This is a genomic window from Streptomyces sp. NPDC104814 (assembly GCF_055583185.1).
On record NZ_JBVJOL010000008.1, the window covers coordinates 159,408 to 173,755 of the forward strand.

Sequence of the window (14,348 nt, forward strand, 5' to 3'; positions counted from 1 at the left end):
TCATGCCGATCTCATCGATCCCCATCGTTCCGGCACGACGTGACCCCGGAGGGCCACTCACCCATGTCCGTTTTCGCCCACCTCGTCGAGCGGCTCGCCGAGCTGCTCCAGCCCCTGTTCCACGCCTCCGCGGCCGCCGCGGCGATCGTGCTGTTCACGATGCTCGTCCGGCTGCTGGTCCACCCCCTGTCCCGGGCCGCCGCCCGCGGGCAGAAGGCCAAGGCCGCCCTCCAGCCCCGGATCGCCGAGCTGCGCACCAAGCACGCCAAGGACCCGCAGAAGCTGCAGAAGGCGATCATGGAGCTGCACGCCGAGGAGAAGGTCTCGCCGCTGTCCGGCTGCCTGCCCAGCCTCTTGCAGGCGCCCGCCTTCTTCCTGCTCTACCACCTGTTCTCCAGCACCAGCATCGGCGGCGAGGCCAACGCTCTGCTCGGCCACCAGCTGCTCGCCGCACCCCTCGGCGACCGCTGGGCCGACGCCCTCACCGCGGGCGGCCCGCTCGGCGGCGCCGGACTCGTCTACCTCGCCCTGTTCGCCCTGGTCGCGGTCATTGCCGCGTTCAACTTCCGGCGCACCCGGCGGACGATGGCCGAGAACGTGCCGGTGGCGATGCCGGCGGCCGGGGCGGGGGAGCAGGTCCCGGGCCTCGGAGCGGTCACGAAGGTCATGCCGTTCATGTCCTTCTTCACCCTCGTCACCGTCGCCGTCGTACCGCTGGCCGCCGCGCTGTACGTCGTGACCAGCACGGCGTGGAGCGCGGTGGAACGGGCGGTCCTCTACCGCTGAGCCGTCTCGGCCACGGCCGGACCCGGCTCACCCTACGGTCCAGTACGTGAACCGGGTCTTGCGGAGTGGACCCCCCTCTTGGAGGATCGACCAGTCCTCCGATGGCTGTCGCGCCACGGCCGCACCCGGCGGCGCCATCGGCCGGGCGCCCGCGATCGAGGAAGATGGTGACGACCATGAAGCTGCTGCGAGTCGGTACGGCCGGGGCCGAGCGCCCGGCGCTGCTCGACGCCGACGGGACCCTGCGCGACCTGTCCGGCCTCGTCCAGGACATCGACGGCGCGCTGCTCGCCGACGACGCGGCCCTCGGCCGTATCCGCGCCGCGGCCGAGGGCGGTGAGCTGCCCGCGCTGGACGCGACCGGGCTGCGCATCGGCCCGCCGCTGGGCCGCATCGGCAAAGTCGTGTGCATCGGGCTGAACTACTTCGACCACGCCCGCGAGGTCGGGGCCGAGCCGCCCGCCGAGCCGGTCGTCTTCTTCAAGGCCGCGGACACGGTCGTCGGCCCGAACGACACGGTGCTCGTGCCCCGGGGCTCGGTGAAGACCGACTGGGAGGTCGAGCTGGCGGTCGTCATCGGCCGCACCGCCCGCTACCTCGGCTCGGCGGAGGAGGGACTCGCGCACGTCGCCGGCTACGCCGTCGCGCACGACGTGTCCGAGCGGGAGTGGCAGATCGAGCGGGGCGGGACCTGGGACAAGGGCAAGAACTGCGAGACGTTCAACCCGCTCGGGCCGTGGCTGGTGACCGCCGACGAAGTACCCGACCCGCAGGCGCTCTCCCTCAAACTGTGGGTCAACGGCGAGCTGAAGCAGGACGGCACCACCGCCGACCAGATCTTCCCGGTGGGCGAGGTCGTGCGGTACGTCAGCCAGTTCATGACGCTGTACCCCGGAGACGTCATCAACACCGGAACGCCTGCCGGGGTGGCGATGGGGCAGCCCGAGCCGAAGCCGTACCTTCGGTCCGGGGACGTGGTGGAGCTGGAGGTCGAGGGGCTGGGCCGGCAGCGGCAGGAGCTCAAGGACGCGTGAGCGCTCCGCTGGGGGGGGCGGGGAACCACGGCTTGTCCGTCGGCCGCGGGCCGGATGTGGTTGCTCGCGCCCACGCGGCGGAGCCGCATGTTGCACGAAACCCCGCGCCCCTCGAGGTAACCGCAGTCACCCCAGCAGAGAAGCCAGGCGCCTCCACTCCCCCCTCGGGAGGTTCTCCCTCGGCCCGTCGGTCACCACCTGGAGAGCCACGTGGTCGGCGCCCGCCTTGACGTACGTCTCGATGCGGTCGCGGATCCGGGCCTCCGTGCCCCAGGCGAAGACCGCGTCGACCAGGCGGTCGCTGCCGCCGTTCGCGAGGTCCGCCTCGGTGAAGCCGAGGCGGAGGAACGTGTTCGTGTAGTTCGCCAGACCCAGGTAGGGAGCCAGCGCGCCGCGGGCCAGTGCGCGGGCGCGGGCCGGGTCGGTCTCGAGGACGACCTTCAGCTCCGGGGCGAGCAGCGCGCCACCGCCCAGGATCTCGCGGGCCTCGGCGGTGTGCTCGGGCGTGACCAGGTACGGGATCGCGCCGGCCGCACGGTCCCGGGAGAGCTGAAGGTTCTTCGGGCCGAGCGCGGCGAGGACACGGCGCTCGGCGGGGACGCCGGCCGCGTCGAGCTCGTCGAGGTAGGCGGTCAGCGCCGCGAGCGGGCGGCGGTACTGCGAGGCCAGCTTGGCGTGGCTGACGCCCAGGCCCAGCAGGAAGCGGCCGGGGCGGTCCCGCTCCAGCTCGGCGAAGCGGGCCGCGGTGTCGGCGGCCGTGTGCTGCCAGATGCTCTGGATGCTGGTGCCGACGGTGATGCGCCCGGTCGCCTCCAGCAGCGGCGCGGCGTGCTGGACGGCGCTGCTGCCGCCGAGCCACAGGGCGCCGAAGCCCAGCGCTTCCAACTCGGCGGCCGCCTCCGCCCGTTCGCCCCGCAGGGCCGGGTCCTCGGAACGCAGGCCCACGTTCCAGATGCCGTACCGGCCGATCCTGTCCTGCACCGTGCTCATGGGTCCCTCCGGCGGGTCCGTGATCATCACGTCTACGGCCAGTCCCAACCGGAGGGACCCCGGGGTTAATCCCGGCGCACGTCGGATCCTCAGATCTTCAAAAACTCCTCCAGCGCCTCCACCACGAACCGGTGGTCCTGCAGCTGGGGCAGCCCGGAGACGGTGACCGCGCCGATCACGCCGACACCCTCGACGGTGATCGGGAAGGAACCGCCGTGCGCGGCGTACGCGTCCGGGTCGAGCCGGGAGGACTCCTCGAAGGTGGTCCCCTTGGCACGGAATCGGGCGCCGACCAGGTAGGAGGCGCTGCCGTAGCGTTCGACGACCCGGCGCTTGCGGGCGATCCAGGCGTCGTTGTCGGGCGTGGAGCCGGGCAGGGCGGCGTGGAAGAGCTGCTGGCCGGCCCGGTGGATGTCCACGGCGACCGGGGCCTGCCGCTCGCGGGCCAGGCCGACCAGCAGCGAGCCGAGCGCCCACGCGTCGTCGTGCGTGAACTGCCGGAAGACCAGGCGGCGTTCCTGGGCCTCCAGCTCCTCGATGCTCGGGGTCAGCTCGGGCGTGAACTTCGGGGTCAGTCCGCTCAACGCAGGGTCACCGTCACTTTGTCGCGGGCCGACCGGCGGGCCGCTTCCAGTACGTCGAGGGCGTCGGCCGCCTCCAGCGCGGTCACCGGGTTGGGGCCGGCGCCGGTGAGGGCCTTCGCCACGGCCGCATAGTAGGCCGGGTAGTCGCCGGGCAGGGTGGGTTCGGCGCGGCCGCCGCCGGTCAGCGGGGACTCCCCGGCACCGACGCGGCCCCACAGCTCCTCCGGCTCGACGCCCCAGCCGGGGCCCGGGCGGCGGCCGTCGCGCAGCGCCGCCTCCTGCGGGTCGAGGCCGTACTTGACGTAGCCGGCCTGCGAGCCGAGCACCCGGAAGCGCGGGCCGAGCTGGGCGGTGGTGGAGGAGACGTACAGGTGGGAGCGGACGCCGTTCGCGTGCGTCAGTGCGAGGAACGTGTCGTCGTCGGCCTCCGCGCCCGCGCGCCGGACCACCGACTCGGCGTAGACCTGGGTGACGGGGCCGAAGAGCACCAGCGCCTGGTCGACGACGTGGCTGCCGAGGTCGTACAGCAGGCCGCCGATCTCCGCGGGGTCGCCGGACTCGCGCCAGCCGCCCTTGGGCTTGGGCCGCCACCGCTCGAAGCGGGACTCGAAGCGCCATACGTCGCCCAGCGCGCCCTCGTCGAGCAGGTGCCGCAGGGTGAGGAAGTCGTTGTCCCAGCGGCGGTTCTGGAACACCGACAGCAGCAGCCCGCGCTCCTCGGCGAGGGCCGCCAGCGCGCGTGCCTCGGCGGCGGTCCCGGCGACCGGCTTGTCCACGACGACCGGCAGCCCCGCCTCCAGGGCGGCGGTGGCCAGCGGGACGTGCGTCTTGTTCGGGGAGGCGATGACGACCAGGTCGAGCTCGCCGGCCCGCTCCAGCAGCTCGCCGGCGCCGGCGACCGTCGTCACGCCGGGGTGCTCGGCGCGCGCCTGCGCCTGGCGCTCGGGGTTGGAGGTGACGACCGTGTCGAGACTCAGGCCGTCCGTGGTGGCGATCAGCGGGGCGTGGAAGACGGAGCCCGCGAGGCCGTAGCCGATGAGGCCCACGCGGAGGGGGGTGCCTGTCGTACCTGTCATGCCCCCCACTTTCGCAACGCTGTTGCCAAAGTGCAAGCGGCGAGGACAATGGGGCCTGTGAGCGGCACGAACGGTGGAACGAGCAGAAGCGACGGAAGCGCGACCGGGGGAACGAGCAGAGGCGACGGCGGTACGACGGGGGGCGGCGGCCCGGTCAAGGGTGATGGCGGTACGACCGGGAGCGACGGCGGCCCGGTCAAGGGCGATGCCGGTACGGCCGGGAGCGGCGGCGGACCCGTCGCAGGCGACCGTGGTCCGGTCGGTGGCGGCGTCAATCTGCTGGGGCTGCGCAGCCACAACACCGCGCTCGTGCTGGAGCTGCTGCGCACGGCCGGCGCCGAGGGCATCAGCCGGCTCGAACTCGCCGAGCGCACCGGGCTGACCCCGCAGGCCGTCAGCAAGATCACCGCACGGCTGCGGGAGCGGGGGCTGGCCACCGAGGCCGGGCGCCGGGCCTCCACCGGGGGCAAGCCGCGCACGGTGCTGCGGCTGGTGCCGGACGCCGGGCACGCCGTCGGGGCGCATCTGGACCGCGACGAGCTGCGGGCGGTGCTGGTCGATCTCACCGGCGCGGTCGTCGGGCAGGAACGGGCGCCGCTCGACCTCGGGGCGGGGGCGGAGGCGGTGCTCGCCGCCGTGGAGCGGGCGGTGCGGCCGCTGGCCGGTTCCGTGCCGGACGAGTCGGTGCTCGGCGTGGGTGTCGCGCTGCCGGGGCCGCTCGACCATGTACGGGGCGTGCTGCACCGGGTGACCGGTTTCCCCGAGTGGGACGGCTTCCCGCTGCGGGACGCGCTCGCCGGACGCCTCGGCCTGCCGGTCGTCGTCGACAAGGACACCAACGCCGCCGCGCTGGGCCTCGCCGTCGCCGGGGAGGGTGACTCCTTCGCCTACCTCCACCTCGGCACGGGCCTGGGCGCCGGGCTGGTCGTCGGCGGGGCCGTGCACCGGGGGGCGCGCACCGGGGCGGGGGAGTTCGGGCACCAGGTGATCCAGCTGGACGGACCGGTGTGCGGGTGCGGGGACCGGGGCTGCATCGAGGTGCTGTGCCTGGGCGCGGTACGGCGCGGGGACACGGCGGAGGCCGCGCGGGTGCTCGGCGCCGGGGCCGGCAATCTGGTCGGGCTGCTGGACATCGACGGGGTGCTGCTCGGCGGGCGGGTCGTCGCGCGGGCGCCGGAGACCTTCGTACGCGGGGTCGCGGCGGTCCTCCAGGAGCGAGCGCAGCGCGAGGGAACGCGGGGCGGCGCGGTGCCGGTACGGATCGCCGGGGGCGGGGAGTGGGGAGTCGCGGCGGGTGCCGGGCAACTGGTCCTGGGGCCGGTGTTCGGGCGGCGTGACGCGTAGAGCGGCGGACATCCAGGGGCGCCCGGGGGTATCCGGGGCGTACAGCGGCCAGGGGAGTCCTGCCGGTGACGCACGGCGGGGGGAGTCCTGCCGGTGACGCACGGCGGGAGCCCGGAAGGAACCCGCTCGGGTGCGATCCGTCCGCCGTTCGAGGGCTCTCGCCGGTACGCCTCCGCCGCAGCGGCCACCCCACCCGCCAAGCTCATGTGATCATGCGACTGTTCCCGCTCAGCCGTGTCCCCGCGGCGGCAGCCGCCACGCTGCTGCCGCTGCTGTCCCTGCTGCCGTTACCGGTCCTCGCGCCCCCGGCGCACGCCGCCCCTGCGGCCGACCCCGCGTGTGCGGCCGGGTCCGGCTCCCACGACTTCCCCCTGCGCGCCCGGATCCGCGGCGGCCCCGCCGCATACGACGCCGGCGGCGGATACGGCGTCTGGTATCTGGACCTGACGAACACCACCCCCGGCACCTGCACCGCCATCCATCCGGTCGTCGTCCTCGTCGACGAGCGGCGGGCGCTGACGGCGGCCCAGCCGCGGCTGGAGTTCGCCGACGGCCCCCGCACCCGTACCGTGCCGTTCGAGACGACCGACGAGGACGAACTGGTCGGCGCGTTCGGCGAGAAGGACGGCTTTCCGGGGTTCAGCGTCGGGCCGCACCGCACCCTGACCGTGCGCGTGCGGCTGGCGTTCACCGCCGACGCCGTACCCAACGAGGTCACCGCCGAGGCCGCGGTCGTCCGGCGGCACAACGACGACGGCGACTGGGTGGGGCAGTCCGACGACTACCGCTTCGCCGTGCACAACGCGTCGCTGCCCCCAGCCGGCCGGACCCCGGGCACCGACCCCGCAGGCACCCCGCCGGGCCCGGCCCGCACCCCGGCCGCCCCGTCCCCCGACCCCACCCCGGCGCCCACTCCCGCCCCCACCGGCGCGCTCGCCGCCGACGAACTCGCCCGTACCGGCATCGCCGACGGCGCCCTCGCCGCGACCATCGCCCTGCTGCTGGGCGGCGCCGCGCTGCTGGTGGCCCGCAGACGCCGCTGACGGGGACAGGGGCCGCCGTTCGGGCCGGTCCGTGTCTGCGACGATCCTCGCGTGGACTACCCGAACGACCAGGCCCCCGGTGCCCCCGTCCGCTCCGGCATCCCGGAGCACGGGCGCATCCCGAAGTACTACGCGGTCAAGGCCCGTATCGACGGTCTCGTGGCCGAGCTCGGCGAGGGCGCCCTCATCCCCACCGAACGCGACCTCGCCGAGCGCTACGACGTGGCCCGCGAGACGGTGCGGCAGGCCCTGCGCGAGCTGGTGCTGGAGGGCAAGCTGCGCCGGCAGGGACGCGGCACCGTCGTCGCGGGGCCCAAGCTGGAGCAGCCGCTGTCCCTGGCCAGCTATACGGAGGGCGTGCGCCGTCAGGGCCGTACACCCGGGCGTGCTCTCGTCACCCTGGACCGCTTCCCCTGCCCGCAGGCCCTGGCCGCGGAGACCGGGCTGACGCGCGGCGAGCCCGTCTGGCACCTGGAGCGGGTGCTGCTCGCCGACGACGAGCGGGTCGGCCTGGAGAGCACCTATGTCGCCGTGGCCCGGGTGCCCGACCTGGACACCGGCTTCGAGCCGGACTCCTCCTTCTACGGCTACCTCCAGGGCCGCGGCATCGCGTTCGGCGACGCCGACGAGCGCATCGAGACGGTGCTGGCCACGCCCCGCGAGGCGCTGCTCATCGGCACCCCGCCCGCCCTGCCGATGCTGCTCATCCACCGGGTCTCCCGGGACGCGCAGGGCCGGCCGCTGGAGCGGGTGCGCACCCTGTACCGGGGGGACCGGTTCTCCTTCACGACGCATCTGCGGGGCTGAAACACGACGACACCCGCCTCCCTCTGGAAAGTAACGAAACGATAACGGGTCTAGCCCAAACGTGATGGCTCGTTCACGCTCCCATCGGCAGCCGGACCCTTCCGGTTCCCCGGGCGGGAGGAGCGTGACCGGCGTGAGAGTGACAGTCGTCGGAGGCGGCGTGGTCGGGACCATGCACGCCTGGCAAGCAGTCCAGCGCGGCCATGAGGTCGTACAGATCGAGCGCGAGAGCGAGGCGCGCGGCGCCTCCCTGCGCAACTTCGGCCAGATCTGGGTCAGTGGCCGCGCAGGGGGAGAGGAACTGGCCACGGCCCTGCGGGCCCGCGAGCTGTGGCAGGAGATCGGCGCCCGGGTGCCCGGGCTCGGCTTCCGGCCCAACGGCTCGCTGACCCCGCTGCGCACAGACCTCGAAGTCGCCGTCGCCGAGGCCGCGGTGGCCCGCGAGGACGCCGCCGACCGCGGCTACAAGCTGCTCGCGCCCGACGAGGCCCGCGCGCTGAACCCCGCTCTGCGCGGTACGTTCGACGCCGCCCTGTACTGCGAGCGCGACGCGGCCGTGGAGCCGCGCACCGCGCAGCTCGCCCTGCGCGCCGAGCTGGCGAAGTCCCCGCGCTACACCTTCCTGCCGGGCCGCGAGGTCCGCGAGGTGACCGACGCGGGGGACGTCCGCGACGACCACGGTGACGTGCACAGTGCCGATGCCGTCGTCCTCGCCACGGGCGCCTGGCTCGGCGGGCTGGTGCGCGAACTGGCCGGAGGGGACCTGCCCGTGCGCCGGGTGCGGCTGCAGATGATGCAGACCGACCCGCTCGGCGAACCCCTGACCACCTCCGTCGCCGACGCCGACAGCTTCCGCTACTACCCGGCCTACGCCTCGCCGCAGCTGGACGACCTCAACGCCCGGCAGCCGCAGCCGCAGACGGCCGCCGAGCACCGGATGCAGCTGCTGATGGTGCAGCGCGCCGACGGCGGCCTGACCATCGGCGACACCCACGAGTACGAGCACCCCTTCGCCTTCGACACCCTCGAGGACCCCTACGAGCACCTCACGGGCGTCGTCGAGTCCCTGCTGGGCCGGCCGCTGCCGAGGATCCGGCGCCGCTGGGCCGGGGTGTACGCCCAGTGCACCGACCCGCGCCGGGTCGTGCACCGGCAGCAGGTGCGCGAGGGGGTGTGGCTGGTCACCGGGCCCGGCGGGCGCGGCATGACCTGCTCGCCCGCGATAGCCGAGACCACCGCGAACGAACTGAACTGGTGACCCTCCCCATGAGCGACCCGACCCGCGACATCCGCCTCGTCGTCCTCGACATGGCCGGTACGACCGTCGCCGACGGCGGCCTCGTCGAGCAGGCCTTCGAGGCGGCCGCCGCCGAACTGGGCGTCGAGCCCGGCAGCCCCGACCACGCCGAGAAGCTCGCCCATGTGCGCGCCACCATGGGCGAGTCGAAGATCTCCGTCTTCCGGCACCTGTTCGGCGCGGAGGACCTCGCCCGGCGCGCCAACACCGCCTTCGAGAAGGCGTACGGCGACCTCGTCGGCGGCGGCCGCATCGCACCCGTCCCCGGCGCCCGCGAGGCCGTCGAACAGCTACGGGCCGACGGCCGGACCGTCGTGCTCACCACCGGCTTCGCCCGCACCACGCAGGACGCCATCCTGGCCGCGCTCGGCTGGCAGGACCTCGTGCCGCTCACACTGTGCCCCGCGGACGCCGGCGGGCGCGGGCGGCCGTACCCGGACATGGTCCTCACCGCCTTCCTGCGCACCCGGGCCGCGGACGACGTCCGTCAGGTCGCCGTCGTCGGCGACACCTCCTACGACATGCTCAGCGGCGTCCGGGCCGGGGCCGGCGTGGTGGCCGGTGTGCTCACCGGCGCGCACCGCGAGCCGGAACTGCGCCGGGCGGGCGCCGGTCATGTCCTTGCCTCCGTACGGGAGTTGCCGGGAGCACTCGGATGAGCAGCGGCATCCGCTTCGAGAACGTCACCGTCGCCTACGACGGCCACGTCGTCCTCGACTCCCTCGACCTCACCGTCGGGCCCGGCGAGGTCATGGCGCTGCTCGGGCCGTCCGGTTCCGGCAAGACCACCGCGCTGCGGGCGGTCGCCGGGTTCGTGCGGCCCGCCGCCGGGCGGGTGCACCTCGGCGGCCGGGACGTCACCGACCTGCCGCCGCACCGCCGGGGCATCGGCATGGTCGTGCAGAGCTACGCGCTCTTCCCGCACCTGCGGGTCGAGGACAACGTCGCCTTCGGTCTGAAGGCCCGCAAGGTAGCCCGGAGCGAGATCCGCGGCCGGGTCGCCGAGGCGCTGGAGATGGTCGGCATGGCCGGCTACGCCCGCCGCCACCCGCGGGAGCTGTCCGGCGGTCAGCAGCAGCGCGTCGCCATCGCCCGCGCGCTCGCGATCCGCCCCTCGGTGCTGCTGCTGGACGAGCCGCTCTCCGCGCTGGACGCCCGTCTGCGCTCGGGCATGCTCACCGAACTGGCCCGGCTGCACCGCGAGCTGCCCGAGGTGTCGATGCTGTACGTCACCCACGACCAGGTCGAGGCGCTCACCCTCGCCGACCGGATCGCGGTGATGGACCGGGCCCGCCTGCGGGCCTGCGGCACCCCGCGCGAGCTGTACCGGGCGCCGGCGAACGAGTTCACGGCGTCCTTCGTGGGCGGCGCGAATCTGCTGCCGGTCACCGTCGCGTCCGGGGGCGTCGACTTCGCGGGCACCAAGGTGCGGGTCGACACGGCGGGCGCGGTCGCGGGGGCGCGGGCCACCTTGTGCGTACGCCCGCATCTGGTGGGGCTGGGCGACGGGCCGAACCGGCTCACCGGCGTCCTGCGGGAGATCCAGTGGCGCGGGGCCACGCACCGGCTGTACGTCGAGGTCGACGGGCAGCTGATGACGGCCGACGTACGGGAGCTGACGGATCCGCCGGCGCTCGGGGACGCGGTGAACCTGCACTTCGCCGAGCAGGACGCGGTGCTGCTGCCCGCCGGAGCCGCCGATGCGTAGGCGCCTGTGGTGGGCGCTCCCCCCGGTGGCCCTCCTCTCCGTCTTCTTCCTCTACCCGCTGGTCCTGGTCGTCCGGCAGTCCTTCCAGCCCGACGGCGGCGGGACCTCCGTGCAGCCCTACGCCGACGTGTTCGCCTCCGAGGCGTTCCGGCGCGCCCTGTGGACCACGGTCTGGCTGGCGCTGGGCTCGACCGCCGGCTGCCTGGTGCTGGGCTTCCTGCTGGCGCTGGTCATCGCGTTCGTCCCGTTCCCCGGTGCGAAGGCGGTCGCCCGGTTCATCGACGTCTACCTGTCCTTCCCGTCCTTCCTGATCACGCTGGCGCTGCTGTTCCTCTACGGCACCACCGGCATCGTCGGGTCCGTCCAGTTCCTGACCACGCCGTGGGGCGTGCTCCTGGCCGAGGTCACCTACTTCACACCGTTCGTCATGCGTCCCCTGCTCGCCGCGTTCGCGCAGCTCGACACCGCACAGCTGGAGGCGGCCGGTTCGCTCGGCGCCCGCGCGCCGCGCATCGTGCGGCAGATCATCCTGCCGGAGGCGCTGCCCGCGCTCGCCGCCGGCGGCAGCCTCGTCCTCGTGCTGTGCCTCAACGAGTTCGGCATCGTGCTGTTCACCGGCGCCAAGGGCGTCACCACCCTGCCGACCCTCGTCTACGGCAAGGCGATCCTGGAGTCCGACTACCCGGGCGCCTGTGTGGTCGCCGTCGTCAACGTCCTTCTCTCCGTGGGCCTGTACGGCCTGTACCGGGTGGTGAGCCGTCGTGCTGGTGCATAGCCGCGGGGCCAAGGGGGCGATCTGGGCGGTGTTCGCGCTGCTCTTTCTGCCCCTGTTCGCGCTGCCCCTGCTCGTCGTCCTCGGCGCTTCCTTCGCCACCCACTGGTCGGGCGTCCTGCCCTCCGGCCCGACCGCCGGCCACTACCGTGCCGCAGCCCGCGGCGAGTCCCTCCAGGCGCTCACCACCAGCCTGCTCACCGCGCTCACGGCGAGCGTGCTCGCCCTCGCCGTCGGCACCTGGGCGGCGCTGGCCGCGGCGGCGCTGAGGGAACGTCACCGACGGCTGCTGGATGCCCTGTTCGTCCTGCCCGTCGCCGTGCCCTCGGTCGTCGTCGGCCTGTCCGTGCTGGTCGCCTTCTCCCGGCCGCCGCTGCTGCTCAACGGCACCCGCTGGATCGTGATCCTCGCCCACACCCTGCTGGTCACCGCCTTCGCCCACCAGTCGGTGTCCGCCGCGATCCGCCGTCTCGACCCGGCCTACGAGCAGGCCGCCGCCGCGCTCGGCGCGAGCCCCGCCCGCGTGCTGTGGCGCGTCCGGCTGCCGCTGCTGCTGCCCTCGCTCACCGCCGCCGCCGGCCTGTGCTTCGCCCTGTCCATGGGGGAGCTGAGCGCCACGATGATGCTCTACCCGCCCGACTGGACCCCGCTGCCCGTCCTCATCTACGCGGCCACCGACCGCGGCGCCCTGTTCGCCGGGTCCGCCGTCGCGGTGGTCCTCATTTCGGCGACGCTGCTCGTGCTGTTCGCCGTCTCCCGCATCCGCACCCGAGCGACCTACCGCTGACCGACGCCCTCTTTCCAGTACGGGAGTTCACCTCGCCATGCCCAGAAACACCCTCACGATCGCCACCGCCCTCGCCGTGCTCGCCGCCCCCTTGCTCACCGCCTGCGGCGGTTCCTCCGCCGCCGCCGACGCCAAGGCCGTCACCGTCTACAGCGCCGACGGACTCAAGGGCGAGAACGGCGACGGCTGGTACGACCGCGTCTTCAAGGACTTCGAGAAGCAGACCGGCATCAAGGTCGAGTACGTCGAGGGCGGCTCCGGCGAGATGGTGCAGCGCGCCGTCCGCGAGAAGAGCAACCCGCAGGCCGACGTGCTGGTCACCCTGCCGCCGTTCATCCAGCAGGCCGACGGCAAGGGGCTGCTGCAGAAGTACGCCCCGAAGGGCTCCGAGCACGTCAGCGGCGCCGACAAGGCCGCCGACGGCACCTGGACGGCCGTCGCGAACAACTACTTCGGGTTCGTCTACAACACCAAGCTGCTTCCCAAGGCCCCCAGGACCTGGCAAGACCTGCTGGACCCCACGTACAAGAACAAGCTCCAGTACTCCACCCCGGGCGTCGCCGGGGACGGCACCGCCGTCCTGATCAAGGCCATGCACGACTTCGGCGGCAAGCAGGCCGCCCTCGACTACCTGGGCAGGCTCCAGGCCAACAACGTCGGCCCGTCCGCGTCCACCGGCAAGCTCGCGCCGAAGGTCGACAAGGGCGAGCTCCTCGTCGCCAACGGCGATGTGCAGATGAACCACGCCCAGTCCAAGACCATGCCCAACCTCGGCATCTGGTTCCCGGCCGGGAAGGACGGCAGGCCCACCACCTTCGCGCTGCCGTACGCGGCCGGCCTGGTCACCAAGGCCCCGCACGGCGAGAACGGCAAGAAGCTGCTCGACTTCATGCTCGGCCGGGCCGCCCAGCGGCAGGTCAGCGAGATCGGCGGCGGCTTCAGCGCCCGCACCGACGTCAAGACCACCGACGCGAACGCCATCGCGCTGGCGAGGCTGATGGACGGCGTCCAGGTCTTCGAGCCGGACTGGGCCGACATCGACAAGAACCTCACCGCCTACGTCGACGACTGGAAGTCCGCGACCGGCAGCTGACCCGGCGCACCGCCCACCAGCCGAGATCACCGTCCTCCGGCGGGGTCGGGATCAGCCGGCCCTGACTAGGCTGGGGGGCGTCGGTACGCCGTGGTTCCGGCGCCCCCAGCCCGTGTAGGACCGTACGTACGCAGGAGACGCAGCACATGGCAGACCGCAAGCCCATCGAGTCGTGGCTCACCGACATGGACGGCGTCCTGATCCACGAGGGAGTGCCGATCCCCGGCGCCGACGCCTTCCTGAAGAAGCTGCGCGAGTCCGGCAAACCGTTCCTGGTCCTGACCAACAACTCCATGTACACCCCGCGTGACCTGCACGCCCGCCTGACCCGCATGGGCCTGGACGTGCCGATCGAGAACATCTGGACCTCGGCGCTGGCCACCGCGAAGTTCCTGGACGACCAGCGCCCCGGCGGTTCGGCCTACGTCATCGGCGAGGCCGGTCTGACCACCGCGCTGCACGACATCGGCTACATCCTCACCGACCACGAGCCCGACTACGTCGTCCTCGGCGAGACCCGCACCTACTCCTTCGAGGCCATGACCAAGGCCGTGCGGCTGATCAACGACGGGGCCCGGTTCATCTGCACCAACCCGGACGAGACCGGCCCCTCCACCGAGGGCCCGCTCCCGGCGACCGGCGCGGTGGCCGCGCTGATCACCAAGGCGACCGGCAAGCAGCCGTACTTCGCGGGCAAGCCCAACCCGCTGATGATGCGCACCGGCCTGAACGCCATCGGCGCGCACTCCGAGACCAGCGCGATGATCGGCGACCGGATGGACACCGACGTCCTGGCCGGCATGGAGGCCGGGATGCAGACCTTCCTGGTGCTCACCGGCCTGACGACGTCCGCCCAGGTGGAGAACTTCCCCTACCGGCCCTCGCACGTCGTGGACTCCATCGCGGACCTGGTCGACCTGGTCTGACCCGGCCGTCGCCGGCCCGGGCGGGCCCGGGCCGGGCGGAACCTCACCCGGACGGAGCAATATCGGCGCCCCCGGGGATGCGTCGGCGGTCCCGGACGGGG

Annotated in this window: 15 protein-coding genes; 12 read left to right on the top strand and 3 right to left on the bottom strand. The window is 73.4% G+C overall.

Annotation, left to right across the window (positions count from 1 at the left end; all coding sequences use genetic code 11):
• The first annotated feature begins 63 nt into the window (after positions 1 to 63).
• On the top strand, positions 64 to 786 hold the full coding sequence (locus tag ACZ64A_RS25560; protein WP_469813409.1) for a YidC/Oxa1 family membrane protein insertase: 723 nt from the start codon (positions 64 to 66) through the stop codon (positions 784 to 786).
• Between the two features lie 176 nt (positions 787 to 962).
• Complete coding sequence (locus tag ACZ64A_RS25565; RefSeq protein ID WP_469813411.1) at positions 963 to 1,820, top strand: fumarylacetoacetate hydrolase family protein; 858 nt, start codon at positions 963 to 965, stop codon at positions 1,818 to 1,820.
• 126 nt (positions 1,821 to 1,946) lie between these two features.
• Here ACZ64A_RS25565 and ACZ64A_RS25570 read toward each other — a convergent pair whose 3' ends face one another.
• From ACZ64A_RS25570 to ACZ64A_RS25580, 3 genes are all read right to left on the bottom strand, one after another.
• Positions 1,947 to 2,810 carry an LLM class F420-dependent oxidoreductase gene (locus ACZ64A_RS25570; protein WP_469813413.1) on the bottom strand — a complete coding sequence of 288 codons (864 nt, stop codon included), beginning with the start codon at positions 2,808 to 2,810 and terminating at the stop codon, positions 1,947 to 1,949.
• 89 nt (positions 2,811 to 2,899) lie between these two features.
• Positions 2,900 to 3,394 carry a heme-degrading domain-containing protein gene (locus ACZ64A_RS25575; protein WP_469813414.1) on the bottom strand — a complete coding sequence of 165 codons (495 nt, stop codon included), beginning with the start codon at positions 3,392 to 3,394 and terminating at the stop codon, positions 2,900 to 2,902.
• Positions 3,391 to 4,470: a Gfo/Idh/MocA family protein gene (locus tag ACZ64A_RS25580; protein ID WP_469813416.1), complete on the bottom strand. Its 1,080-nt coding sequence runs from the start codon at positions 4,468 to 4,470 to the stop codon at positions 3,391 to 3,393. Before ACZ64A_RS25580 ends, ACZ64A_RS25575 begins: the two co-directional genes overlap by 4 nt.
• A gap of 276 nt (positions 4,471 to 4,746) precedes the next feature.
• Between ACZ64A_RS25580 and ACZ64A_RS25585 the strand changes: the two genes are divergently transcribed.
• From ACZ64A_RS25585 to ACZ64A_RS25630, 10 genes are all read left to right on the top strand, one after another.
• Entirely contained in the window at positions 4,747 to 5,814 is a 1,068-nt protein-coding gene (locus tag ACZ64A_RS25585) for an ROK family transcriptional regulator (protein WP_469813753.1), read from the top strand.
• A 212-nt stretch (positions 5,815 to 6,026) separates the two neighbouring features.
• Positions 6,027 to 6,857 carry a hypothetical protein gene (locus ACZ64A_RS25590; RefSeq protein ID WP_469813418.1) on the top strand — a complete coding sequence of 277 codons (831 nt, stop codon included), beginning with the start codon at positions 6,027 to 6,029 and terminating at the stop codon, positions 6,855 to 6,857.
• Positions 6,858 to 6,908: 51 nt separating this feature from the next.
• Entirely contained in the window at positions 6,909 to 7,664 is a 756-nt protein-coding gene (locus ACZ64A_RS25595; RefSeq protein WP_469813420.1) for a GntR family transcriptional regulator, read from the top strand.
• A 133-nt stretch (positions 7,665 to 7,797) separates the two neighbouring features.
• On the top strand, positions 7,798 to 8,922 hold the full coding sequence (locus ACZ64A_RS25600; protein ID WP_469813422.1) for a TIGR03364 family FAD-dependent oxidoreductase: 1,125 nt from the start codon (positions 7,798 to 7,800) through the stop codon (positions 8,920 to 8,922).
• 8 nt (positions 8,923 to 8,930) lie between these two features.
• The gene (locus ACZ64A_RS25605; RefSeq protein WP_469813423.1) at positions 8,931 to 9,620 is read left to right on the top strand and encodes an HAD family hydrolase; all 690 of its coding nucleotides are present in this window, start codon (positions 8,931 to 8,933) and stop codon (positions 9,618 to 9,620) included.
• Positions 9,617 to 10,669, top strand: coding sequence for an ABC transporter ATP-binding protein (locus tag ACZ64A_RS25610; protein WP_469813425.1), 1,053 nt, complete (start codon positions 9,617 to 9,619; stop codon positions 10,667 to 10,669). The genes ACZ64A_RS25605 and ACZ64A_RS25610 overlap by 4 nt, the downstream gene beginning before the upstream one ends.
• Positions 10,662 to 11,444 carry a 2-aminoethylphosphonate ABC transporter permease subunit gene (locus ACZ64A_RS25615; RefSeq protein WP_469813426.1) on the top strand — a complete coding sequence of 261 codons (783 nt, stop codon included), beginning with the start codon at positions 10,662 to 10,664 and terminating at the stop codon, positions 11,442 to 11,444. Before ACZ64A_RS25610 ends, ACZ64A_RS25615 begins: the two co-directional genes overlap by 8 nt.
• Positions 11,431 to 12,228, top strand: a complete 798-nt coding sequence (locus ACZ64A_RS25620; protein ID WP_469813428.1) for an ABC transporter permease — start codon at positions 11,431 to 11,433, stop codon at positions 12,226 to 12,228. Before ACZ64A_RS25615 ends, ACZ64A_RS25620 begins: the two co-directional genes overlap by 14 nt.
• Before the next feature lie 37 nt (positions 12,229 to 12,265).
• Positions 12,266 to 13,321: a 2-aminoethylphosphonate ABC transporter substrate-binding protein gene (locus ACZ64A_RS25625; RefSeq protein WP_469813430.1), complete on the top strand. Its 1,056-nt coding sequence runs from the start codon at positions 12,266 to 12,268 to the stop codon at positions 13,319 to 13,321.
• A 146-nt stretch (positions 13,322 to 13,467) separates the two neighbouring features.
• Positions 13,468 to 14,247, top strand: coding sequence for an HAD-IIA family hydrolase (locus ACZ64A_RS25630; protein WP_469813432.1), 780 nt, complete (start codon positions 13,468 to 13,470; stop codon positions 14,245 to 14,247).
• Positions 14,248 to 14,348: the final 101 nt, after the last annotated feature.